General features: G+C 58.9%; 20 protein-coding genes, 1 tRNA gene and 1 pseudogene. 15 read left to right on the plus strand and 7 right to left on the minus strand.

The genetic code is table 11. The annotated features are described in order from the left end of the window. Positions 1–48: 48 nt before the first annotated feature. From FVQ81_06705 to FVQ81_06725, 5 genes are all read right to left on the minus strand, one after another. A complete protein-coding gene (locus tag FVQ81_06705) occupies positions 49–309 on the minus strand; it encodes a hypothetical protein (protein ID MBW7996247.1) in 261 nt (86 codons plus the stop codon). Positions 310–380: 71 nt separating this feature from the next. Continuing rightward, the gene (locus FVQ81_06710) at positions 381–773 is read right to left on the minus strand and encodes an SH3 domain-containing protein (GenBank protein ID MBW7996248.1); all 393 of its coding nucleotides are present in this window, start codon (positions 771–773) and stop codon (positions 381–383) included. A 312-nt stretch (positions 774–1,085) separates the two neighbouring features. Next, positions 1,086–1,160, minus strand: a tRNA-Arg gene (locus FVQ81_06715). An 84-nt stretch (positions 1,161–1,244) separates the two neighbouring features. Continuing rightward, positions 1,245–2,324, minus strand: coding sequence for a flavodoxin-dependent (E)-4-hydroxy-3-methylbut-2-enyl-diphosphate synthase (gene ispG / locus FVQ81_06720; protein MBW7996249.1), 1,080 nt, complete (start codon positions 2,322–2,324; stop codon positions 1,245–1,247). 238 nt (positions 2,325–2,562) lie between these two features. After that, a complete protein-coding gene (locus tag FVQ81_06725; protein MBW7996250.1) occupies positions 2,563–2,949 on the minus strand; it encodes a hypothetical protein in 387 nt (128 codons plus the stop codon). Positions 2,950–3,142: 193 nt separating this feature from the next. Between FVQ81_06725 and FVQ81_06730 the strand changes: the two genes are divergently transcribed. The 12 genes from FVQ81_06730 (at position 3,143) to FVQ81_06785 (ending at position 16,734) form a co-directional block, all read left to right on the plus strand. Beyond that, positions 3,143–3,943, plus strand: a complete 801-nt coding sequence (locus FVQ81_06730) for an energy-coupling factor transporter transmembrane protein EcfT (GenBank protein MBW7996251.1) — start codon at positions 3,143–3,145, stop codon at positions 3,941–3,943. Between the two features lie 34 nt (positions 3,944–3,977). Further along, positions 3,978–4,817, plus strand: a complete 840-nt coding sequence (gene truA / locus FVQ81_06735; protein MBW7996252.1) for a tRNA pseudouridine(38-40) synthase TruA — start codon at positions 3,978–3,980, stop codon at positions 4,815–4,817. Between the two features lie 12 nt (positions 4,818–4,829). Next, positions 4,830–6,392 (plus strand): trypsin-like serine protease, encoded by a 1,563-nt coding sequence (locus tag FVQ81_06740; protein ID MBW7996253.1) that lies wholly within the window; start codon positions 4,830–4,832, stop codon positions 6,390–6,392. Positions 6,393–6,572: 180 nt separating this feature from the next. Then, entirely contained in the window at positions 6,573–7,874 is a 1,302-nt protein-coding gene (locus tag FVQ81_06745) for an adenylosuccinate lyase (protein ID MBW7996254.1), read from the plus strand. A 94-nt stretch (positions 7,875–7,968) separates the two neighbouring features. Further along, complete coding sequence (locus tag FVQ81_06750; protein ID MBW7996255.1) at positions 7,969–8,874, plus strand: phosphoribosylaminoimidazolesuccinocarboxamide synthase; 906 nt, start codon at positions 7,969–7,971, stop codon at positions 8,872–8,874. 11 nt (positions 8,875–8,885) lie between these two features. Then, entirely contained in the window at positions 8,886–9,563 is a 678-nt protein-coding gene (locus tag FVQ81_06755; protein MBW7996256.1) for a phosphatidylserine decarboxylase family protein, read from the plus strand. Continuing rightward, positions 9,560–10,300: a CDP-diacylglycerol--serine O-phosphatidyltransferase gene (pssA, locus tag FVQ81_06760; protein MBW7996257.1), complete on the plus strand. Its 741-nt coding sequence runs from the start codon at positions 9,560–9,562 to the stop codon at positions 10,298–10,300. Before FVQ81_06755 ends, pssA begins: the two co-directional genes overlap by 4 nt. Before the next feature lie 166 nt (positions 10,301–10,466). Then, entirely contained in the window at positions 10,467–11,942 is a 1,476-nt protein-coding gene (locus FVQ81_06765) for an amidophosphoribosyltransferase (protein MBW7996258.1), read from the plus strand. Between the two features lie 103 nt (positions 11,943–12,045). Beyond that, positions 12,046–14,745 carry a pyruvate, phosphate dikinase gene (locus tag FVQ81_06770; GenBank protein ID MBW7996259.1) on the plus strand — a complete coding sequence of 900 codons (2,700 nt, stop codon included), beginning with the start codon at positions 12,046–12,048 and terminating at the stop codon, positions 14,743–14,745. Positions 14,746–14,886: 141 nt separating this feature from the next. Further along, positions 14,887–15,177, plus strand: a complete 291-nt coding sequence (locus FVQ81_06775) for a nucleotidyltransferase family protein (protein ID MBW7996260.1) — start codon at positions 14,887–14,889, stop codon at positions 15,175–15,177. After that, entirely contained in the window at positions 15,174–15,506 is a 333-nt protein-coding gene (locus tag FVQ81_06780; GenBank protein MBW7996261.1) for a DUF86 domain-containing protein, read from the plus strand. The genes FVQ81_06775 and FVQ81_06780 overlap by 4 nt, the downstream gene beginning before the upstream one ends. Before the next feature lie 388 nt (positions 15,507–15,894). Then, the gene (locus tag FVQ81_06785) at positions 15,895–16,734 is read left to right on the plus strand and encodes a hypothetical protein (GenBank protein ID MBW7996262.1); all 840 of its coding nucleotides are present in this window, start codon (positions 15,895–15,897) and stop codon (positions 16,732–16,734) included. 35 nt (positions 16,735–16,769) lie between these two features. On the opposite strand, the gene FVQ81_06790 is transcribed toward FVQ81_06785, so the two are convergent. Both FVQ81_06790 and FVQ81_06795 read right to left on the minus strand, forming a co-directional pair. Next, the gene (locus FVQ81_06790) at positions 16,770–17,120 is read right to left on the minus strand and encodes a cyclic nucleotide-binding domain-containing protein (protein MBW7996263.1); all 351 of its coding nucleotides are present in this window, start codon (positions 17,118–17,120) and stop codon (positions 16,770–16,772) included. Positions 17,121–17,136: 16 nt separating this feature from the next. After that, positions 17,137–19,410, minus strand: coding sequence for a hypothetical protein (locus FVQ81_06795; GenBank protein ID MBW7996264.1), 2,274 nt, complete (start codon positions 19,408–19,410; stop codon positions 17,137–17,139). A 192-nt stretch (positions 19,411–19,602) separates the two neighbouring features. Between FVQ81_06795 and FVQ81_06800 the strand changes: the two genes are divergently transcribed. The 3 genes and pseudogenes from FVQ81_06800 (at position 19,603) to FVQ81_06810 (ending at position 22,128) form a co-directional block, all read left to right on the plus strand. After that, positions 19,603–20,538: a manganese transporter gene (locus FVQ81_06800; GenBank protein MBW7996265.1), complete on the plus strand. Its 936-nt coding sequence runs from the start codon at positions 19,603–19,605 to the stop codon at positions 20,536–20,538. 1 nt (position 20,539) lies between these two features. Next, positions 20,540–21,304, plus strand: a complete 765-nt coding sequence (locus FVQ81_06805; protein MBW7996266.1) for a metal ABC transporter ATP-binding protein — start codon at positions 20,540–20,542, stop codon at positions 21,302–21,304. Further along, positions 21,301–22,128 (plus strand): annotated as a pseudogene (locus tag FVQ81_06810) (metal ABC transporter permease). The gene FVQ81_06805 and the pseudogene FVQ81_06810 overlap by 4 nt, the downstream one beginning before the upstream one ends. The last annotated feature ends 760 nt before the right edge of the window (positions 22,129–22,888 follow it).

Below are 22,888 nucleotides of genomic sequence, written 5' to 3' on the forward strand. Positions count from 1 at the left end.
TTCCTCCCTCAGGCACAGAAAATCAGGGGATTTTGGCCCCGGCAGGCATTAACATCTCAAATAATTTAATAGCGCCACAAGAGCAAGAAAAAAAGTGGAACCTCCTCCAATAATCACAGCTGCACTAACCCATGCACTTAAGGTAATTCTATGCCTTGTTAACACTTCCTTTCCTGCAAAATATAATTTTCCATCTTCGCGTATTTCTATTATAGCATCAGAAAGCACATCTCCATCTTCAGCACCAGAAATCACGTTTTCATCAGCATCTATGCCCATAAGCCTTATAGGGTACTTAATATCATCCATGCATTCCTCCCCCGAAGATATGAACCGACATTCACCATTTTTACCACCTTACGGCGACCGAGGTAAAGAACCTAATGATATCGCGGTTCGGCAGGAGCTTTATCGGTATCAAACTCGCTAAGCCACCCCGTTTTGCCATTGTAGGTAACTTTATACCAAATCACGTTCCACGCTGGCAAACGGATTGTCGTCTTAGACTGGACCTCAAGCTTTGTGCCGGTTGGAATGCGAAGAAGCTCCTGCCCTTGGCCGCAGTTGGGTTGAGGGCAAAGCCTTGCCCTGTTATCCACAGTTACTATTGTAATTGTATCAACGGAAGCGGCAGGGGCTGTTTGGGTTTGAGCTTGCTCAACCGGGGCGGGCGGGTTATCGCGATTCACGACCATAAAAAGGGCAATCAAAGCTACTACTACTGCAATGACAAAACATCCCGTGCCTGTGCTGATCTGGGTTGGTTTTCCCATCGGGCTTCCCCGTGATAACCAGATACTCAAATGGAATAATAACTACCATTTAACCTATAATTTTATCAGTGGATATGTCAATATTTATGGCGTTTTCCAGGCGAGTGGAATAACGCCACCCCAAGGTGCCATTAGGGTGCCATTTCGTGGAATAACGGCGGCACCCTTTCACCTCGCGTCCTAGGTATGTCCGACTACTCATATCATTTTTTACCCGATTCCATCCGATTTTATCCGACTTGGCTAAAATTTTCAGACAAAACATAAACGCCGCGAACCCTTTGATATCAAGGACTCGCGGCGCTTTGCGTATGGTACCCCTGACTGGAATCGAACCAGCGCACCCGGAACCGGAATCCGATGCTCTATCCACTGAGCTACAGGGGCTTTTCTTTTGCGTGGCAGTGGGAGATATTAATAACTAATACCGGGCTTTCCGGCAAGTGATTTGCATCGCCCGCGGGAGCTCTTTCATTCATCGCGCTCGATTGCCACACCGGTTTCTTTTTCGATCAGGTCCAGCAGTTCCTCCACCAGCCCGCTTTCTTTCACGCGCTTAACCTGCTCGCCGCTGCGGAACACCACGCCGTCACCCTTGCCCGCGGCAATGCCGAAATCAGCCTCGCGCGCCTCGCCGGGTCCGTTGACCACGCAGCCCATCACGGCCACGGTCAGCGGCAGTTGAACCGGGCGCAGCAGGCGCTCCACCCGTTCGGCCAGGCCGATCAGGTCCACCTCCGCGCGGCCGCAGGAAGGGCAGGAGATAATCTCCACTCCACGGCGGCGGATACCAAGCGCAGCCAGTATCTTCCAGGCCACGCCGATCTCCTCCACCGGATCGGCGGTGAGGCTGACCCTCAGCGTGTCACCGATCCCCTCGGCCAGCATGATCCCCATTCCCGCCGCGCTGATGACAGTCCCGCGGATCATCGTGCCCGCCTCGGTAACCCCCAGGTGGATCGGGTAGTCGCGGCGGGCGGCGAACTCGCGGTTGGCCCGTACCGTGGTGGGTACGTTGCTGGCCTTGATCGAGACTACGATATCCTCGAATCCCTCATCCTCCAGCAGTTTGCAATGCCCCGCCGCGCTGAGTGCCAGCGCCTCGGCCGTGGGGCCGCCGTGGCGCCGGAGCAGTTCCTTTTCCAGCGAGCCTGAGTTGACTCCTATCCTGATCGGCACTCCGCGGGCTCCCGCCTCGCGGGCCAGGGTTTTCAGCTTGTCCGCTCCGCCGATATTGCCCGGGTTGATCCGCAACTTGGCGATTCCCGCCTCCAGGGCGTCGAGCGCCAGACGGTAGTTGAAATGGATGTCGGCCACCAGCGGAACCGGGGAGTTTCGCACGATCTCCCCCAGCGATGCCGCGGCGTCTTTGTCCGGGACAGCCAGCCGGACCAGCTCGCAGCCGGCCGAGGCCAGCTGCTCTATCTGGTGCAGTGTCGCCAACGGGTCCCGGGTATCCGTGTTGGTCATCGACTGCACAACCACCGGGTGCCCGGAACCGAGTTTCAGGCTGCCGACACCGACTGTTCTGGTCTTTCTGCGCGGCGTCAGCGGTTCCGAGTGTTTCACGATCTATCCCCTCCGGCCTGCGCCGGTTTTTTTCTCCGGGTAATGCGGACGATCAGCCGCCCACACACATCCTTACCTCTAATATAACGCTCCCCGCGGGTTTTCTGAAAAGATTAGTTCTCAGCCTCCCAGGCGGACCTCGAGATTCACCTCTCCGCAGGGTGGCAGCAGTATCGCATCCACTCTGCCTTTACTGTCAACCACCGGCAGGCTTTCACCGTCAAGAGTGACAGACGACACTCCCGCGCAGACAGCTCCGGGGTTCAGGACGTTCATCCGCACCCGGCAGCCGCGCCAGATTTTCTCGACCCGGTAGCCGGTCCAGCCGGTCGTGATTACTGTTGATCAGGTGGATGAACGGCCTCGGCGTGGCAACCTTGTGCACCGTATGACTGCCGCCGCTCAGAAACCCGTCTCCGTCACGCTCGTCGTCGAAACCGCTGTAGCGCCGGCGGAGGATATCTACCTGCTCCCGGCTCAATACCGCATCCAACCCCTCTCCCCGCCTGAGCGCCTCCTTGGCGCGCAGCGCCAGGCGGTCCAATTCCTCTTTTTCCGCCGTTGTTTCGGTGTGCGATAATTTGTTAACCCGTTGAACCGGCTTCATCGATTGAACTCGCTTGGTAACTGGATGACATCACGATTCATTCGCGATTACTGCATTTCTTTATGATAGAAATAATATAGCAGCAGCAGTGACGGCGGTCAATCCGGGTGCAGCCAAAAAAAGTCTCGGTTGTTGCCGTCGAGGGGTGTTATCCCTTATTTTATGGAGCAGGCTTAATCCAGGGAGAGTTGTTATGTCGCGATATGCGCATTACGCGCTTCGCAGTGAAACAGGCGGCTGGGCGCACCGGCTGGATGCCCGCGCCAAAGTGATCGTACTCATGGTTATGAGCGTGGCGGTCTGGAGTGTGGAGACAGGCGCCGGGCTGGGCATGATCCTGTTGCTGTGTGGTTCCTGGCTGGCCGCCTCGGGCGCGGGTGGAAAGAAAGTGCTGGCCGGCCTGCGACGGTTGTGGATAGTGCTCCTGTTCGTAGTGCTCTATTACCTGTGGGCCGTCTATTCAATCCGGGGTGGATTCGGCCTGGAGGGCCTGCCCGGAGTATTTTTCAACAGCCTTATGCTGTGCGGCAAGCTGGCAGCGCTGGTGGCTACCGCGCTGTGGCTGTACCATTCCACTCCGCCGATGAGGGTGGTGGATTCACTGTCCCGAATGCTGCGTCCGCTGGAAAAACTGCATGTCCCCGTGGGCGAACTTAGCTTCACTGTCGGGCTGGTTATCCGCTCGTTCCCGTCGGCGCTGACGCGGATCAGGGGTTTGTTCGGCAACTTCCGCCGCCAGTACAGGCTGGCCGGCCGGAGCGACAGGTTCCCTGCGAGCCTGGCAAGCACTCTCCGCGCCGTTGTCGATACGATGGTCTGCTACATGCACTACACGCTGTATGAAGCCGAGCAGCTGAGCCTCAGCCTGCTGGCCAGGGGCTACAACCCGTTCACTCCGCCGTCACCGGGAGGCAGGCACTGGATGAGCCCCGGCGACTGGCTGTTCTGCCTGGCCTCATCGGCCGTGATTATCCTCTCCGGGGTTTACCTCTGAGAGTAATCAGCAGAATTGTTCAACGGACCTTACGATGACCGCTAGCGAGACCGGAGAAACGCCTTCGGCAGATCAGACGGAGCAGGAATCACGCCCGAAGCGCAGGATCAGGATGACTGTTTCCTACGACGGCACCGGGTATTGCGGCTGGCAGTTGCAGCCCGACGAGATGACTGTCCAGGGCGAGCTGGAAACAGCCCTGAGCAGAATCCTCGGCGAGGATATCCGTCTCACCGGAGCCAGTCGTACCGATGCGGGTGTGCACGCAACCGGCCAGGTTGCCCATTTCGATCTCACCGGCAGGCTGGCTGCCGTGGAGATCGACCGTGCGCTCAACTCTATCCTCCCGGAGCAGATCAGGGTGCGGGAAGTGGAGCAAGTCCCCGGGGATTTCCACGCCCGCTACAGCGCCCGCTGGAAAATCTACCGCTACAGTCTGGCCGAACCGGACCTTCCGGACGCTCCCCTGCTGGCGCGCACCCACTGGCTGCGCAATAACGCTGTGGATATCTCCCTGCTGGGCCGCTGCTGCGAGTTGGTCCAGGGACGGCACGGGTTTTTCACGTTCAGCAAGCAGGAAGGTCACCGCGAAAACCACGACTGCGAGATATTCGAGGCGCGCTGGAGTTCCGGCGAGGGAACGTTGTATTTTCAGCTCCGGGGCGACCGGTTCCTGCGCGGGATGGTGCGGATGCTGGTGGGCGGCATGCTGGCGGTTGCCGATGGACGCGCGGATATCGGAGAGTTCTCAGCAGCGCTGAACGAACCGGGCCGTTGGAAACGGGCCGTGCCCGCACCGGCTTGCGGCCTGACACTTGTATGTGTAAACTACAGAGATGAGAGTGAAGCTGATCCACAGTCTGGAACCAAGTGAGGAAGTGGAGCGATGAACAAACCGGTAATGAAACTGCTGGTGTCAGTGCTGCTGATAACCGGGCTGATGATTCTGCTGGGACGGCTTATCGCCCCGCGCGGCCGGGATGTTGAGAACCGGGAGACAACGATCTCAGCAGTATTGCCGGACAGCGCCGAACACGAGTTGGCCGATTCACAGCCCGGCTACCTGCTGGCTCAGACCGCACCGGCGAGTCAATCCCGCTCAGTCAACCGGCTGAAGAGCCTGGAGCAGGACCTGGCCGGCGGCCGGCGCACCGCGATTGTGACCGCCAGCGCCCGCGTTGCGCCCTCGGTGGTGAGTGTCAACGTGATGCAGACCGAGGTGGTGCGCACCCCCTACCGCAACTGGTTCGGCTATTTCTACATACCCCGCCAGCGGACCGTGCAGAATATCGGCAGCGGGCTTATCATCAACTCCCGCGGCTACATCCTGACCAACGACCACGTGGTCCACGACGCCACCAAGATAACGGTCAGCACCAGCGAGGGAATCGAGTACGACGCCGAAATCGTGGGGCTGGACGACAACTCGGATATCGCCCTGCTCAAGATCGATCCGGGCGCGGACAGACTGACCGCCGCCCAGTTGGGCGACAGCGATGATCTCCTGTTGGGCGAATGGGTAATTGCGATCGGTTCCCCGTTCGGCCTGCTGCTGGACGACCCTCAGCCGACAGTCACCGCCGGAGTGATCTCGGCGATCGGCAGGGATATCGTCCGCGACCAGAACTCCTCCTCCCAGGTCTACGCCAACATGATCCAGACCGATGCGTCGATCAACCCCGGCAACAGCGGCGGACCGCTGGCCAACGCCCTGGGCGAGGTGATCGGGATCAACACGTTCATTTTCTCTCCCAGCGGCGGCAGCGTGGGCGTGGGCTTCGCCATCCCGATCAACCGCGCGGCGCGGATTGCCGAGGACCTGATCCGCGGCGGCAAGGTCCGTCACCCGTGGCTTGGCATCAGGGTCCAGAAGCTGACACCCGACCTGCTGGACGGCCTGGGATTCGGCGCGCAGTCTCGTATCAGCGGAGTGGTGGTTTCGAGCATCCAGGAACACTCCCCCGCCGAGCGCTCCGGACGGCTGCAGCCGGGAGATTTGATCGTGTCGGTCGACGGGGAGACCGTGCGCTCGGTCGACGACTGGACTGGCAAGCAACTGGACATCAGGGTCGGCTCGGTGGTCAAGCTGGGTTTCCGCCGCCCGGAGAGCGAATTCATGCTGACTATCACTCCGGAGGAACTGCCCAGCGAGACCCTGAAACACGAGGATACCGGCATGGGCTTCTCCCTGATCGACCTGACCCGCGAGGTCCGCAGTCAGCTCGACGCCCGCTCCGAACGTGGCGCTGTCGTGGCCGAGATCAGCGATAGCGATCTGGAGCGCCAGGGCCGCCTGCTGCGATACGACATCCTCTACCGGATCAACGATATCCCGATCAATTCAGCGGCCCAGGCTGTCGAACTGCTGAAGCGGCTGAGGAGCAGGCGCGGGACCGTGCTGTTCCTGGAACGCGACGGACGCAGTATCAGGAGGTATATCACCCGTTAGAAGCAATCTCATAGGGCCGATGTTTAGACGTTTACCATGCGCTGTTGCCCATTTTATCCGTAATACTTCCTGAGCAAAAAATTTCGATTTGAATTGCGATAGTATTGTGTGTTTATTATTATTTCCGTTCCATTCTGATAATTTGCGCACAGAACCCCGACAGGAAGAAAACACAGACAGATGATACCCCGTTATTCGCTGCCCGAAATGGAAGCTGTCTGGAGCGACGAGGCCCGGTTCGGCCATTGGCTGGAGATCGAAATCCTGGCCTGCGAGGCCCTGGCGCAACTGGGCCGGATACCCGCCGAGGCGGTCAAAACTATCCGCGAGAAAGCCTCGTTCGACACGGTCCGGATCCTGGAGATCGAGGAAGAGGTCAAGCACGATGTGATCGCGTTCCTGACCAACGTGGCCGAGTATGTCGGCCCCGACTCGCGCTATATCCACCTCGGGATGACCTCCAGCGACCTGCTGGACACCACCCTGGCCCTGCAGATGAAACGGGCCGGCGAGCTGATCCTGGCCGAGCTGGATGACAAGGTGCTGCCCGCGGTCAAAAAACGGGCGCTGGAGCACAAGGACACGGTGATGATTGGCCGCAGCCACGGGATCCACGCCGAGCCGGTGACATTCGGCCTGAAGCTGGCTTTGTGGTACGATGAGCTCACCCGCCGCCGCGAGCAGTTCGCCCAGGCGGTGAAAGTGGCCGCCACCGGCAAAATCAGCGGCGCGGTGGGTACGTTCGCCCACCTGGACCCGCAGGTGGAAATCAACGTCTGCGAAAAACTGGGCATTCAGGCCGCCCGGACCAGCAACCAGATTATCCAGCGCGATGTCCATGCCGAATACATGACCGCCCTGGCCGTGCTTGCCGGTTCTATCGAGAAGTTCGCGGTCGAGATCAGGCACCTTCAGCGCACCGAGGTCCTGGAAGCCGAGGAGTTTTTCTCCAAGGGGCAGAAAGGCTCCAGCGCCATGCCCCACAAGCGCAACCCGATTATCTGCGAGCGTCTCAGCGGGATGGCCCGTCTGGTGCGGGGAAACTGCCTGGCCGCGATGGAGAACCAGGCGCTGTGGCACGAGCGGGATATCAGCCACAGCAGCGTGGAGCGCGTGATTCTGCCCGACTCGACGATGACGGTCTACTACATGCTGCGCAAGTTCGGGCAACTGATCGAGAACCTGCTGGTCTATCCGGAGAACATGGAGAAGAACCTGAACAGGCTCCACGGACTGATTTACTCCCAGCGCGTGCTGATTGCCCTGGCCGAGAAAGGCATGAGCCGCGAGGACGGCTACCGGATAGTGCAGCGCAACGCGATGAAGGTCTGGAAAGAGGACGCGGACTTCCTGGAAACGCTGATGGCCGACAACGAGGTAACCGCCAGATTGTCCGGGGACGAGCTCGCCGAACTGTTCAGCATGGAAACCCACACCCGTAATGTCGATTATATTTTCCGGCGGGTTGGTCTGCTGGACTGATTTTACACTGCTCGAACAGTCTGAACTTCTGGAGATCAACCCTTAAAGTTATTTCTGATGCTATCTATATATACGATTGATAAAAGGGAACGCAATGGATGTGATCAGAGAGACCAGCCTCGGCGCCGGCAACCTTCGCCGTGGCAAGGTGCGCGACTGTTACGAGTTCGATGAGTACCTCCTGCTGGTAGTCACCGACCGGATCAGCGCGTTCGACGTGGTGATGCCCGACGGTATTCCGGACAAGGGCAGAGTGCTCAGCCAGATCAGCGCGTTCTGGTTCGACAAGCTCAAGGATATCGTCCGCAACCACGTGGTCACAACCGATGTCGCCGAGATAGTCAAACTCATTCCCGAGCTGGCCGGTAACGAGGACGGGCTCGAGGGACGCAGCCTGCTCGCTGTGAAAACGGAACCGATCGCCGTGGAGTGCGTGGTGCGCGCCTACCTGGCCGGCAGCGCCTGGAGCGAATATGCTGAAAAAGGCACTGTCGCCGAGGTGGAGCTGCCGTCAGGCATGGTCAGGAGCCAGAAGTTCGACTCGCCGATGTTCACGCCCGCGATCAAGGCCGAGAGCGGTCACGACGAGAACATTTCTATCGGCCGGATGAAAGCCATGATCGGCCGCGGACTCTCCGAGCGCATGATCGAAACCTCGTTCGCCCTGTTCAACGCGGCAACGGAGTACGCCGCCACGCGCGGCATGCTGATCGCCGATACCAAGTTCGAGTTCGGCCTGCTGGACGGTCACCTGATCCTGATCGACGAGATATTCACCCCGGACAGCAGCCGGTTCTGGATGGCCGACGAGTACCGGCCGGGAGTGGACCAGAAAGGGTTCGACAAGCAGCCCCTGCGTGACTGGCTGCAGAAGCTGACCGATGAAGGCAAGTGGGACAAGACTCCCCCTGCCCCGGAGCTTCCCGACGACGTGGTCGGCTACATGAGCGAGCTTTACCGCAAGGCGTTCCGGATGATCACCGGGGGCGAAGTCAACTAGGGGCGCAGCGAATGGCACCGGCCCGCGAAGGCATTCCGATAATTCTCTCTTTTATGGCGGGGCACGTCCTGTTCCTGGCCTCGGCCCTGCTGGCGCCGCCTGCCGGACTGCCCCAGCCGTGGCTGAAATCCGCCTGTATTGCGCTGGCAGTGCTGTTCGCCGTGTTGAGCCTGTTCAGCCTTTATTTCTTTCGCGATCCCGAGCGCCCGACCCCGTCGGGGAATAATCTCGTGGTCTGCCCCGCCGACGGGAAAGTACTGGGGATCGAGCAGGTGGATGAGCCCGAGTTTATCGGCGGTCCGGCGGAGAAGCTGAGTATCTTCATGAACGTGTTCGACGTTCATGTCAACCGCGCTCCGCTGGCCGGGACTGTCGGCTACAAAAATTACCGGCCGGGCAAGTTTCTCAACGCCAGCCTGGACAAGGCCAGCGTTGACAACGAGGCCATGTCCCTGGGAATCGAATCGGCCCGGCACGGGAAAGTGCTGGTCAGGCAGATCGCCGGGCTGATCGCGCGCCGGATTGTCTGCCGGGTTGAAACCGGGGACAGCCTGGAGCGGGGCGAGCGCTTCGGCCTGATCCGGTTCGGCAGCCGGGTGGAGGTGTTTATCAGCCCCGGAGTTGAGTGGAAAGTAAAACAGGGCGACCGGGTAATCGCCGGTGAAACGGTCTTGGCGGAGTTCCGATGAAACTGTCGAACAAAGGCACGTTCCTGCCCAGCGCGTTCACCGCCGGAAACATCTTCTGCGGCTTTTTCGCGATGATCTCCGCTATCCGCGGTGACCTGGAGTTCGCCTGCTGGATGGTGGTCCTGGCCGGGCTGCTGGATTTTATCGACGGCAAGGTGGCGCTGTTCAGCAACACGGAGAGCAATTTCGGGACCGAGCTGGACTCGCTGGCCGATCTTTCTTCTTTCGGGATCGCCCCCGGGATAATCATGTACCACTTCTTCCTCTCCGACCGCGGCGACTGGTCGTGGCTGGTCAGCTTCCTGTTCGTGCTTTGCGGCGCGCTGCGTCTGGCGCGGTTCAACGTGGAGACCGCGGGAGCCGGCAAGAAAAAATTCAAAGGCCTGCCGATCCCGATGGCCGCGGCGTGCCTGATCGGCTTTGTCCCGTTCAGCAACAGCGAATTGTTCAGGATGCTGTTCTCCGATGTAAATTATAACCGCTTCCTGGTATCGGTGATCCTGATCCTGGCCGGATTGATGGTCAGCACTGTCGAGTATCCGGTCACCCCGAGGATCAACCTTTCCTCGTTCGGCGGGAAGGTCGGCCTGGTGGCCGGCGCGCTGTTCGTCTTCTGTATGATCTATTTCTGGAAGACCCTGCTGTTCCCGTTCTCCTTCCTCTACGCATTCTGGGGCTTCGTCCGCACAATCGCCCTGGGAGCTGTCAGCAGGCTGCCCGAAAAAAACTCCGGCTAAAGCTGAGCCGGCTGTTCCGCTATCGCCCCCGGCAGGGAACAAACCCCTTGCCCATAATTGACATTTCTTGTATCTTTCTATTTTTGTTATTCTCGGCTGACAGACTGCCGCGCACCGTGCGCGGCAAGACGATAGATCCCTCCGGCCCTGATGGGTTGATCAAGCGATGGATGACTCCACACCAGCCAACGGCGGATGCTCCGGCTGTCCTCTCGTTCAGCAGGACAGGCCCAGGGAGTATTGCGGCATTTTCGGGGCATACAATCTCCCCAACGCAGCCGAGCTGACCTACTACGGACTGTATGCCCTCCAGCATCGCGGGCAGGAAAGCGCCGGGATCGTATCCACCGACGGCAACCAGTTTTTCGTGCACCGCGACACCGGTCTGGTGGTGGATGTCTTCCGCGATCCCAAAACAATCGAGTCCCTGCCGGGCCGGGTGGCGATCGGGCACAACCGCTACAGCACCACCGGCAGCAATTCGCGCCACAATGTCCAGCCGTTGACCAGCGCGTTCAAGGACGGCTCGATTGCGATCGGCCACAACGGCAACCTGGTCAATACGATCAGGCTGCGTCGCGATCTCGAGGAACAGGGCGCGGTATTCCAGTCCACCACCGACTCGGAAGTGATCCTGCACCTGATCGCCCGCAGTACTTACAACGAGCCGGTGGACAAGATCGCCGATGCGCTGGGACAGGTCAAAGGCGCCTACTGCCTGGTGATCCTGATCAACGATACGGTTTTCGCGGCCCGCGACCCCCGCGGCTACCGTCCCCTCTCTATCGGCCGCATGGGCGATGGCTGGGTGGTGGCCAGCGAGACCTGCGCTTTCGACCTGATCGGCGCGGAATTTGTCCGCGATGTCGAGCCGGGCGAAATCGTGAAAATCGACGAGAACGGAGTGCAGAGTTTCAAGCTGTTCCCCGGCAAACAGGCCCAGCAGTGCGTGTTCGAGTTGATCTATTTTTCACGGCCAGACTCGCAGGTGTTCGGCTACAGTGTCGACCGGATTCGCCGTCTGTTCGGCCGCGCGCTCGCCCGCGAGCACCCCGTGCCGAGCGCGGATATCGTGATCTCCGTGCCCGACAGCAGCAACTCCGCCGCCCTCGGTTTCAGCGAGGAAAGCGGGGTGCCGCTGGAACTGGGCCTGATCCGCAACCACTACGTGGGCCGGACGTTCATCCACCCCAGCCAGTCGATCCGCGATATCAACACGCGGATCAAGTACAACACGGTGCGTGGAGTGCTCAGGGACCGCAGTGTGGTGGTGGTTGACGACTCTATCGTGCGGGGCACCACCAGCCGCCGGCTGATGAAAATGATCCGTCAGGCCGGAGCGCGCGAGGTCCACATGCGGATTTCAAGCCCGCCGATCAAGTTCCCCTGTTTCTACGGGATCGACATGCCTACCCGCAGCGAACTGATCGGCAGCAGCCACACGGTGGACGAAATCCGCACCTACCTGGGAATCGACAGCCTGGGTTATCTCAGCGAGCAGGGTCTCGATGCTCTCGGTACGCTGGACGCGGACAAATTCTGCAAGGCGTGTTTCAACGGCAAATACGCCGTCTCGTTTGAAAAAAACTTCCAGAAAAACATGCACGAGGACTACCAGCCTTCGCTGCTGGGCGATGAGTAGATCTGATGGGATCGGGCCGCTCGCCGCAATGGTAGTTATCCAGTTATACCTGTCTTATCCTGGTGAGAATTTTAACAACTAGCTGAATGTTCGGAGGAAACTGATGAGCGCCAAGTACGTGTACACTTTCGGCGATGGAAAAGCCGAGGGTAAGTCGGACATGAAAAACCTGCTGGGCGGCAAGGGCGCCAACCTGGCCGAAATGAGCAATATCGGCGTGCCTGTTCCGGCCGGTTTCACGATTACGACCGAGATGTGTACGGTCTATTACAAGATGGAGCGTAATTACCCGCCTGAGCTCAAGACCCAGATTCAGGACGCCATGGCCAGTGTGGAACAGAGCATGGGCACCAGCTACGGCGACCGGGACAACCCCCTGCTCGTCTCCGTGCGCTCCGGCGCGCGGGTCTCGATGCCCGGGATGATGGACACCGTGCTGAACCTGGGCCTCAACGACACCACTGTCCTGGGCCTGATCAAGCAGAGCGGCAACGAGCGGTTCGGCTGGGACAGCTATCGCCGGTTCGTGCAGATGTACGGCGACGTGGTCCTGGGACTCAAGCCCGAGACCAAGGAAGATGAGGACCCGTTCGAGGTAGTCCTGCACGCCAAGAAGAAAGCCAGGGGTGTCGAGCTGGACACCGAGCTCAGCGCCGATGACCTCAAGGAACTGGTGGCCGAATTCAAGAAGCTGATCAAGGACGGCAAGGGAATCGAATTCCCCGAGGACCCGTGGGAACAGCTGATGGGCGCTATCGACGCCGTGTTCGGCTCCTGGATGGGCGCGCGGGCGATCCGTTACCGCAAGCTGAACGCTATCCCCGTCGACTGGGGCACCGCGATTAACGTGCAGGCGATGGTCTACGGCAACATGGGCGACGACTCCGGCACCGGCGTTGCATTCACACGCGACCCCGCCACCGGTGAGAACCGGTTCTACGGCGAATACCTGATCAACGCCCAGGGCGAGGACGTGGTGGCCGGTATCCGCACCCCGCAGCCTGTCAACGAAGCCGGCAAGACCGGTGATGACCAGGTGACGCTCGAGGAAGTGATGCCCGAGCCCTACAAGACTCTCGAGGGTATCTACCGGAAGCTCGAAGCCCACTACCGCGACATGCAGGATATCGAGTTCACAATCCAGAAGGGTAAGCTCTGGATGCTGCAGACCCGCACTGGCAAACGCACCGCGGCGGCCGCGATCAAAATCGCAGTGGACATGGTGGACGAGGGCTCGATCGACAAGAAGACCGCGGTCAGCCGGATCGAGCCAGACCAGCTCGACCAGCTCCTGCACCCCACGTTCGATCCCAGGGCCGAGAAAAAAGTGATCGCCAAGGGCCTGCCCGCCTCCCCCGGCGCGGCCACGGGCCGGGTGGTGTTCCACAGCGAAGACGCCGAGGAATGGGCCGGGCGCGGCGAGCAGGTGATCCTCGTCCGGATCGAGACCAGTCCCGAGGATATCGGCGGCATGGACGTGGCCCAGGGTATCCTGACCCAGCAGGGCGGGATGACCAGCCACGCAGCGGTGGTCGCCCGCGGGATGGGCAAATGCTGCGTGGCCGGCTGCGGCGCAATCAGTGTCAACTACAAGGAAAAGAAATTCACGGTCGGCGGCGCAACCGTGGCCGAGGGCGACTGGATTTCGCTCGACGGCAGCTCGGGCGAGGTGATGAGCGGCCAGGTGGCCACGGTTACCCCCGAGCTGAGCGGTGATTTCGACACGGTGATGTCCTGGGCCGACGAGATCCGCACGATCGGCGTGCGCACCAACGCCGACACTCCCAAGGACAGCCGGGTCGCTCTCGATTTCGGCGCCGAGGGTATCGGACTCTGCCGCACCGAGCACATGTTTTTCGAGGGCGACCGGATCAAGGCCGTGCGCGAGATGATTCTGGCCGACGACCTGGCCGGCCGCGAGAAGGCGCTGGCCAAGCTGATCCCCTACCAGCGCGATGATTTCTACGGCATCTTCAAGGTGATGGCCGGCAAGCCGGTCACGATCCGCCTGCTCGACCCGCCCCTGCACGAGTTCCTGCCCCACGAGGAGCAGAACCAGCAGGAGATGGCCGACGAGCTTGGTATTTCCGCCGAGGTGATCAAGGCCAAGGTCGCCAGTCTCCACGAGTTCAACCCGATGCTGGGCCACCGCGGCTGCCGCCTGGGCATGACCTACCCCGAGATCAGCGTCATGCAGGCCCGGGCGATTTTCGAGGCGGCCTGCAAGCTGAAAAAAGAGGGTGTCGACAGCCTTCCCGAGGTGATGATCCCGCTGGTGGGTACTGTCGGCGAGTTTGTCCAGCAGCGCGAGATCGTGGTCGAGACCGCCGGGAAAGTGTTCGCCGAGCAGGGTATCGAGGTGGACTACCTGGTGGGCACGATGATCGAGATTCCGCGCGCCTGCCTGGTGGCCGACAAGATCGCCGAGCACGCCCAGTTCTTCAGTTTCGGCACCAATGACCTGACCCAGATGGGTTTCGGCTACAGCCGCGACGACGCGGGCACGTTCCTGCCCCATTACGTTAACGTCGGCGTGCTGGAAGACGATCCGTTCCAGGTGCTGGACCAGGAGGGTATCGGCCAGTTGGTGCAGATGGGTATCGAGAAGGGCCGCAGCACCCGGGCCGACCTTAAGATCGGTATCTGCGGCGAGCATGGCGGCGAGCCCGAGAGCGTCAAGTTCTGCGCCCGCATCGGGATGAACTATGTTTCCTGCTCGCCTTACCGCGTGCCGATTGCGCGCCTGGCCGCGGCCCACGCAGCCCTGGAAGCCGAGACTGGCGAAATTCAGCGGGACAAGTAAGCTTCCCGCCGGATAAAATGCATAAAAAGAGGGGCCGCGTTTCTGCGGCCCCTCTTTTGTTTAAAGGTCGGATTGATTTACCTTGTCTGACAAGATATATTTCTTTAAGGAAAAATTTGCCAGGCAAGCATGGAGGCCCGTTTGACTGCCAAAGAAATTGTTAAAAGCAGACGCGATGAAATAATCAAAGCGGCAATGGTTCATGGGGCTATAAACTTGCGCCTTTTCGGCTCTCTTGCCCACGGCCAAAGCACCGCCGAAAGTGACATTGACCTGCTGGTGGATATTTCGCCGGATACATCCCTGTTAGACCTTATAGCGGCGAAACGAGAACTCGAGAAGCTTACCGGCTGTAAAGTGGATTTGGTTACCGCTGATTCTATCTCTCCCCACATCCGCGACAGTGTACTCAAAAACTCCCTTCCCCTATGAATCGAGACGAATTATACCTTCGCCATATCCTCGAGTCCATTGAAAAAATTGAATCCTATGCAGCCGCGGGGAAAGATGAGTTTATCCGGCAATCCCACTGGCACGATGCGGCCATCCGCAATTTTGAGGTGATCGGCGAGGCAACAAAGCGGCTGAGCGAGGAATTCAAAGGAGCCAGACCCGGGATCCCCTGGAAAAACATCACGGGCTTTCGGGACATTCTGATTCACAACTACATGGGAGTAGATCTCCTGGCGGTTTGGAACGTGATTGAAAAAGAATTGCCCGACCTAAAAAGGGTGATCAAATCAGGGTTACTGTCCAGTTGAAGGCTTAACAATTCGCTCGTACCGTGGGGATTGATTACGTGTTGCGTTCTGCGCCCGGTCCGGTATGAACTACGTGAGTTGCTCGCCCTACCGCGTGCCGATTGCGCGCCTGGCCGCGGCCCACGCAGCCCTGGAAGCCGAGACTGGCGAAATCCAGCGGGACAAGTAAGCTTCCCGCCGGACACATGCAGTAAAAAGAGAGGGGCCGCAGGGATGCGGCCCTTTTCTATTGATACCACTGCTAACAAGAATTATTTTCATTATTATTCTTGACATTCGTTTTATCATATCATATCGTGGAATACATCAATATGAGGAATATCAAGTTACACATAATATTAGTGTGATTCGATATTTAGTTGTAAAATTCAATAAGGAGGAATCTATAATGGCAAAGGAGGTTGCAGTTGTTGCAATACACGGGATGGGAGATACAAAATCTAATTTTGATGAAAAATTCAAAAGCAAGTTGTCCAAAATACTGGGTGATGACATATCTTCAAAAGTTCATTTCGATAAAGTATATTATCAAAATATTCTTCAGAACAATGAAGAAATAGTGTTTCAAAATATGGAAAAAGAAAAAATAGATTGCAAATGGTTAAGAAAATTTATTTTGTTCGGTTTCTCTGATGCAACTGGACTGGAAAGAAATTCAGAAGACAGCGGTAGTCCTTACACGAAAGCACAAAAAGCGATTCTCAATACTCTGGAAAATTGTTCTCAAGAGCTTGGCGGTTTTGACAAACCTTTAATATTTGTTGCCCATTCCCTGGGATGCCAATTATTGTCAAATTTTATATGGGATAGTCAACAGATACCGACCAAAAAGGGGATATGGTTGTCTATGAAATACTCCCAACCAGAAGAAAATAATTTCTACAGACTAAAGAAAATGCATTCGCTATTTACTATTGGTTGTAACATCCCTGTATTTGTTTCTGGATTTCCGCAAGTCGATATTAAAGCTATAGCGACTCAAGACAGTGGGTATAATTTCGTATGGTATAACTATTATGATAGGGATGACGTTTTAGGCTGGCCCCTGAAACCCCTCAGCCCTTCCTACAACAAGGCGGTTAAAGCAGATTATGAAATAAACGCAACTGGTGGATTTCTCGGATTTTTCTTAAAAAGTTGGAATATTTTTAGCCATAATAATTACTTCACTGATAGTGACGTATTAAAGCCAATATCTACCGCAATTAGAAAAGCCATTACACCGTAGAAAATTGATAATTTCAGTCAGACAATTGTACAGCGCTATTCCTCCCCCTCCAGTTCGATCACCTGGTTCACCAGGCTGCGGATCAGATCGTTGACAAAATCGGGCACCTCGCTCAGGATTTCCTCCAGTGACTCCCTGTCCAACTCCACCAGCAGCGAGCGCTCCAGCGCGGTTACAGTCGCGCTGCGGGTGGAGTCGCCCTCCTTGAGCAGAGCGTACTCGCCGAAACTCTGCCCCTTGCCCAGGGTGGCCACCACCTGCCTCCCGCTCCCCGTACCGCGGCTCACTTCCACGCTGCCGCTCTGGATGTAGTAAAACGTCCTGCCCGCGCTGCCCTCCTCGAAAACAACCTCGCCCTGCTCGACAACTTTCATCAACTGGCTCATCGTTTACCCCTCCCTGCTATTTTTCCAGCAATATCACGCTCGCAAGGCCGTGCTGTTCGAGCCGGAACGTGAGCGCGTCCCCTTCCACCTTGCTCGGTGAAACAGGCTTGCCCGTGCTGCTGCCGGTGATATCCGGCTGCACCAGGCTGAACGTCGTGAATTCGGCGGCGTCGGGCAGACGGCAGGTCAGCTCCACGTCCGGCGTGGTACCGGGAATATTATACAGGTCGCGCCAGATACTGACCATCGCCACCATCACCGAGCCGTCGGCCAGGCGGAAGATATTCCCGTCGGTCTTGGGCGGCAGGCTCAGCGCCCGGGGGTGGAACACCCATTTCTTGCCCTTGAACTTTTCGATCAGCGGGTGGTAGACAGTCTGCAGCCACTCGGCCTTTTTCTTCTGCTGGACAACCTCGGGGCTGTCGTCCGGTTCAATCCCGCTCCTGACCCGGCTGTAGAAATAACCGTAGCGCAGGCAGTTGAGGAACAGCCGTTCCGGGTGCTGCCACGAACCGCTGTCGAGGATCATCCCGTGACGGTTCAGGCCCAGGTAGCTCTGGGCGATCAGCCAATCGGGCTTCTCGACCGCCGGGGTGCTCTCGCGGGCCATCACCCCGTCGATCCCTTTGAGCGCGGTGATCATGGTCGGTTTGTTGCAGGTGATAAACTTGCCGTTCTCATGCAATACGGGACCGACAACCTCGCGCATCATCCGCGTAAACATGTTCATCGGGAAATATGCCGGCTTGTTGTTGACCATCGTCATCCCGTCGTCGTGGGCGAAATCGAACTTGTAGGTGCGGCCGTAGACGTCCCAGAAGAAGCCGGCGATATCAGGGTAGGAGCGCACCATCTCCCGCGCCTGTTCGGCCAAGTCCCGTCCGAACGAGGTGGTGTTCGGATCGGAGCACATCAGCCAGCAGGCGTTGCTGTCCGGGTGGGTCTGGCCCTTGTAGGCCGGGATCGGCACGCCGTTCTCGTCCAGCGCGATATCGTCCGGGTATTTGTCCCTGGCGTACCACCACTCGCTCTCGGTGATATTGTAGTAGATGAACGTGCCGACCCCCTGTTCGGCGGCCCGCTTGCTGTGGTCACGAATCCGCTCGCGGCTTTTGGTCCGCCCCGGCCGGGGATGCGACAGGTTTTCCCATGTCTTAACCGACACGGGCGGGATCATCTCGCCGTACTTGGTGAAATGCCCGTGCATCTCCTCCCAGCGCACGCCCTCGTCGTAGTAGCCCTTGAACTGCTCGCTGAACTCATCGCCGCTCATGGCGTCCGGATAGGGCTGGTCGATTACATAGGCCCCGTCGTAGCGCTCGAATCCGGGCGCGGGGTCGAAATACTCGCGGTACTGCTCGTAGACCCAGCCCAGCGAGGCGCGCCAGTTGGCCGGCTGGAGAGTGATCAGCAGACCGGTTTCGGGGCTGAACGTGTCGCGAAGGCCCAGGTATTCCGAGATAACCTGAAGGTACGGGCGCTCGTCCATAGCGTAGTTGCGGCTGTTCCAGTGGAAATCCTGGCTGATCCCGATACTGTTGCGGTAACGGATCCGTACCGCGGGGATTTCGAACGGATTGACCACGGTCAGCGCGTTTTTCTCATCGCTCCTGTAAAAGGTCAGCATCGGGATAACCGTGCGCCAGTTGGTGTTGCCCACCGGCCCCCCGTCGACTATCCCGTAGTTGACCTGGAACGGCTCCCACGGATTGGGGCTGAACGGAGCCTCTGCGATCGGCGCCCAGGCGCTGTAACCCCAGGTCGGCAGCGGCAGGAGCTGGACCATTTTCAACGAACGGTCCTCTCCGCTCTGCTTGACCGCTTTGATGGTCCAGCGAAGGTGGTCCGCATGCAGTTCCATTCGTTCGGCCACCACGAAATCCGCGCCCGGAAAACTTTTCTCGAACGTGATTACCGCCCTGCCATCGCCTTCCTCGACCTTGAAACCGCTTATCGTTCCCGGATCGTTGAGATCGGAATAAGCTTTCTGCTTCAGCTCATCGTAAATCAACACTCCGCCGATCCGCTCGCCGACAGGCACATCTTCCACCGGCCAGACCACCGCGGCGATCTGGTTGCAGTAATCGACACCATCTTCGAGATTCACCAGACGGCGGATTGTGCCGTCCCGCCCGGAGACTGCCACCGCGAGACTGCCGTTATCGAGGACGGTCAAATCTCCATCGACGCTTACAGCTACCGCCGCTGTCGCCGGTGTTACCGCAATCATAAAAAATGCAAGAACAAGCAGAGCTCGGATCAGGCTTACCGGCAGTTTTTTGCCGTCCATGTTATCTCCCTGGGTTTATAGGTGAAAATTAGGCTGGCCTTACCTGGAAAGTATGATAAATTGATAGCAGACTCAACCTTGCCGATGAAGATAATAATTATTTTAGAAATATCTTGTGTCAACCAAAGAAGATTATTATAATGAACTGCAAGAGCTGAGAATGATACTCTTTCTCATTGCTGGAGATTAATAATGCTGGTTTTCAGGTATTCATCTTTTCTCCTCTCCTTGTTTTTTTGCGCTTGCACCGGGAGCGGAAACGAATCCGTACCAGCCGCTCAAAAGAGCAGGCCCCTGGTTGCCGCCACTACCACGATTGTGGCCGACATCGCCGCTAACGTGGCCGGCGGACGCATGGATGTGATCAGCATCATGAAAGCCGGTGAGGACCCCCATATCTACGACCCCCGCCCCGGTGATGCCCGCCTGATCGCTCGGGCCGATGTGGTCCTGACCAACGGACTGCACCTGGAGGGCACTCTCCACGATATCGTGCACAACAACCTCAAGGACGGTGCCGTGTTCCGGGAACTGGCCGAGGATGAGCGCATCGAGGTTATCGAAAGCCAGCAGTACCAGGGCGCTCCCGATCCGCACTGCTGGTTCAGCATCCCCTATGTCAAGGTTTACACCGAGAATGCCGCCGAGGCTTTGGCCGAGGCCGACCCGGCTAACGCCGATTTTTACCGGTCCAACGCTGAGCATTATATCGTCCGGCTCGACTCACTTGACCGTTACGCACGCAAGGTAATCGGACAAATTCCGCCGGAGAAGAGGATCCTGGTTACAGCCCACGACGCTTTCCACTATTTCGGGATCGAGTACGGAGTGGACGTGATGACCGTGATCGGAATCAGCACCGACAGCGAGCCCCGTCCCCAGGACGTGGAAGCGCTGGTTAACCTGGTCCGGGAGCACGGGGTACCCGCGGTGTTTATCGAAACCAGCGTCAGCGCGAGCCTGAACAACCTGGTGCGCAAGGTCAGCGAGAAAACCGGCGCGGCTGTCGGCGGCACGCTCTACAGCGACAGCCTGGGCGAACCGGGCACCGATGCAGGGACCTTCCTCGGCATGTTCCGCCACAATGTCGATACGATAGCCGGGGCACTCAGCGCGGGGAGTCTTTGAGATGGAGAACCGCAACGCACTCGAAGTCAGGAACCTGACAGCTTCCTACGGCAGCAAAATCGTTCTGCGCAATGTCACCTTCAGTATCCCCGAGGGCGTGAGCGTCAGTATTGTCGGACCCAACGGCGCCGGCAAGAGCACCCTGCTCAAGGCCGCCCTGGGGCTGATCGAGCGCGACTCCGGCGAGGTGAAAGTCCTCGGCGCCCCGTTCGACCCGGGTCTCGGAGCGCTGGCATATATCCCCCAGAAAGAGATAATCGACTGGGACTTCCCGGTTACCGTCAGCGACGTGGTTACGATGGGCCGCGGTGCCGGGCACGGCTGGTTCGGCAGGCCCGGGCGCAAGGATCGGGAAATCGTGCTCCAAGCTCTCGAAAAAACCGGGATGTCATCCTATGCGGCCCGCCATATCCGTCAGCTTTCCGGCGGCCAGCAGCAGCGCGTGTTTATCGCGCGAGCGCTGGCCCAGGGGGCGCGGGTGCTGGTGATGGATGAACCGTTAGCCGGTGTCGACGCCACCACCGAGAGCGCAATCCTCGACCTGATGGACGACCTGCGAGCCGACGGCCGCACGCTGATCATGGTCAACCATGATTTGGATATTCTCGACCGGTTCGACTGGATCGTGATGCTCAACGGCGGGCTGATCGCGGCCGGGCCGACCGGGGAAACCTACAACGAGCAGAACCGGCGGCTCACCTTCGGTCCGACTCTCAGCGAAATCGTGCGCGCCGAACAGATAATCGAAAAAGGGGTGGCCCGATGATTGACGCCCTGATGACAGTCCTGGACGGCTACGTGCTCGAACTGGTGGCCAGCATGCTTGTCGGCACCGCCTGCGGTGTGATCGGCTGCTTCGTGGTGCTGCGCGGCATGGCCCTGGTGGGCGACGCCCTCAGCCATGCGGTGCTGCCCGGTGTTGTGCTGGCCTTCATGCTGGCCGGCACGGGTCCGCTGGCGATGTTCAGCGGGGCGATGATCGCCGGGATCGTGACCAGTGTCCTGATCAACACCATTCAGAACAACAGCCGGATCAAGGGCGATTCCGCAATCGGGCTGGTCTTTACCGTATTTTTCGCCATCGGCGTAATCCTGATCAGCGCCCTGCCCCGCGGTACTCATTTCGACCTCAAGTGCTTCCTGTTCGGCAACCCGCTGGCTGTCGGCCAGTCCGATTTGTGGATGATGGTGATCGTGGCGGTGGTTGTCTGCGCTGTCGTGCTCCTGCTGTTTCATCCCCTGCGCACGGCCAGTTTCGATCCCGTGATGGCCGCCTCGATCGGGATCAACCCCAAGGTGGCGCATTACGTGGTGATGATCCTGCTGGCGGCGACCGTTGTGGCGAGCCTTCAGGCCGTGGGCATCATCCTGGTGGTGGCGATGATAATCGCCCCCGGAGCGACCGCCTACCAGTGGACCGACCGGCTGGGCGTGATGCTGCTGCTGGCCGCGCTGATCGGTACGTTCAGCACCGGGCTGGGGTTCGTGGTCAGTTTCTGGCAGAACTGGCCCAGCGGCCCGGCGATGACCGTGGTGGCCGGCGGGCTGTTCATCCTCTCGATGCTGTTCTCGCCCAGCTACGGGATTGTGGCCGCAGGGCTTACCAAGCGGCGTAACGTCCAGCATATCGCCCGCGAGGACTTCCTGAAGGCCCTGGCCCGCATACCCGACCATATCGCCACCGTCGAGCAGCTTGTCGAGTCCACCGGCATTGTCAGGAACCGGATTGTCTCGCTGGGGCGCAAGCTGGCGGGTGGCGGGCTGGTGGAAAATCTCGGCGGCGGGAAATATCACCTCAGCGAAGCCGGGAACGAGTACGCCAACGGCCTGCTGCGCTCCCACCGGCTCTGGGAGTCCCTGCTGCACGAGACCGGTATCGACCCGGCCCAGTTACATCCGCTGGCCGAGCGGCTGGAACACGCCCACGAGCTGGCCGACCTGCTGGACAACAAACTGGGCACACCGGAAACAGATCCACACGGCCGCAGGATTCCGAGACCGGAGGACCGGCACCAGGACGGCTGACCCGGCGCTCACACAAGAGTTTGCAGAAGGCGGGACAGCCAGCACGCCCCGCGAATCAGAGCACACCCAACTGTGTCAGCGCATTGAATACCAGGTAGGAGCCGATCAGCACCAGGCCCGTGCCGGCCGCTGTGGGCAGGATAGCGATCACTTTTGCAAATGCCTTGCGTAACGCGGAAGGACGTGCTTCTTTCTCATCGCCCGCTCGCCGGTCCAGCAGACCTCTCAGGTAGATAGTGCCCAACCCCACCCCCATCAGCACCAGCGCCAGCCCCAGGCTCATCGCCACTATCAGCATCACGCCCAGCCCCGGCCTGCCGAACCC

The sequence above is a fragment of the Candidatus Glassbacteria bacterium genome, assembly GCA_019456185.1.
Lineage (GTDB): Bacteria > Gemmatimonadota > Glassbacteria > GWA2-58-10 > GWA2-58-10 > JAJRTS01.

Excerpts from the sequence above, each read along its gene's own strand:
- FVQ81_06705 (MBW7996247.1), bottom strand. The coding sequence starts at position 309 with ATGGATGATATTAAGTACCCTATAAGGCTTATGGGCATAGATGCTGAT.
- FVQ81_06710 (MBW7996248.1), bottom strand. The coding sequence starts at position 773 with ATGGGAAAACCAACCCAGATCAGCACAGGCACGGGATGTTTTGTCATT.
- FVQ81_06725 (MBW7996250.1), bottom strand. The coding sequence starts at position 2,949 with ATGAAGCCGGTTCAACGGGTTAACAAATTATCGCACACCGAAACAACG.
- FVQ81_06730 (MBW7996251.1), top strand. The coding sequence starts at position 3,143 with ATGTCGCGATATGCGCATTACGCGCTTCGCAGTGAAACAGGCGGCTGG.
- truA (MBW7996252.1), top strand. The coding sequence starts at position 3,978 with ATGACCGCTAGCGAGACCGGAGAAACGCCTTCGGCAGATCAGACGGAG.
- FVQ81_06740 (MBW7996253.1), top strand. The coding sequence starts at position 4,830 with ATGAACAAACCGGTAATGAAACTGCTGGTGTCAGTGCTGCTGATAACC.
- FVQ81_06745 (MBW7996254.1), top strand. The coding sequence starts at position 6,573 with ATGATACCCCGTTATTCGCTGCCCGAAATGGAAGCTGTCTGGAGCGAC.
- FVQ81_06750 (MBW7996255.1), top strand. The coding sequence starts at position 7,969 with ATGGATGTGATCAGAGAGACCAGCCTCGGCGCCGGCAACCTTCGCCGT.
- FVQ81_06755 (MBW7996256.1), top strand. The coding sequence starts at position 8,886 with ATGGCACCGGCCCGCGAAGGCATTCCGATAATTCTCTCTTTTATGGCG.
- pssA (MBW7996257.1), top strand. The coding sequence starts at position 9,560 with ATGAAACTGTCGAACAAAGGCACGTTCCTGCCCAGCGCGTTCACCGCC.
- FVQ81_06765 (MBW7996258.1), top strand. The coding sequence starts at position 10,467 with ATGGATGACTCCACACCAGCCAACGGCGGATGCTCCGGCTGTCCTCTC.
- FVQ81_06770 (MBW7996259.1), top strand. The coding sequence starts at position 12,046 with ATGAGCGCCAAGTACGTGTACACTTTCGGCGATGGAAAAGCCGAGGGT.
- FVQ81_06780 (MBW7996261.1), top strand. The coding sequence starts at position 15,174 with ATGAATCGAGACGAATTATACCTTCGCCATATCCTCGAGTCCATTGAA.
- FVQ81_06785 (MBW7996262.1), top strand. The coding sequence starts at position 15,895 with ATGGCAAAGGAGGTTGCAGTTGTTGCAATACACGGGATGGGAGATACA.
- FVQ81_06790 (MBW7996263.1), bottom strand. The coding sequence starts at position 17,120 with ATGAGCCAGTTGATGAAAGTTGTCGAGCAGGGCGAGGTTGTTTTCGAG.
- FVQ81_06795 (MBW7996264.1), bottom strand. The coding sequence starts at position 19,410 with ATGGACGGCAAAAAACTGCCGGTAAGCCTGATCCGAGCTCTGCTTGTT.
- FVQ81_06800 (MBW7996265.1), top strand. The coding sequence starts at position 19,603 with ATGCTGGTTTTCAGGTATTCATCTTTTCTCCTCTCCTTGTTTTTTTGC.
- FVQ81_06805 (MBW7996266.1), top strand. The coding sequence starts at position 20,540 with ATGGAGAACCGCAACGCACTCGAAGTCAGGAACCTGACAGCTTCCTAC.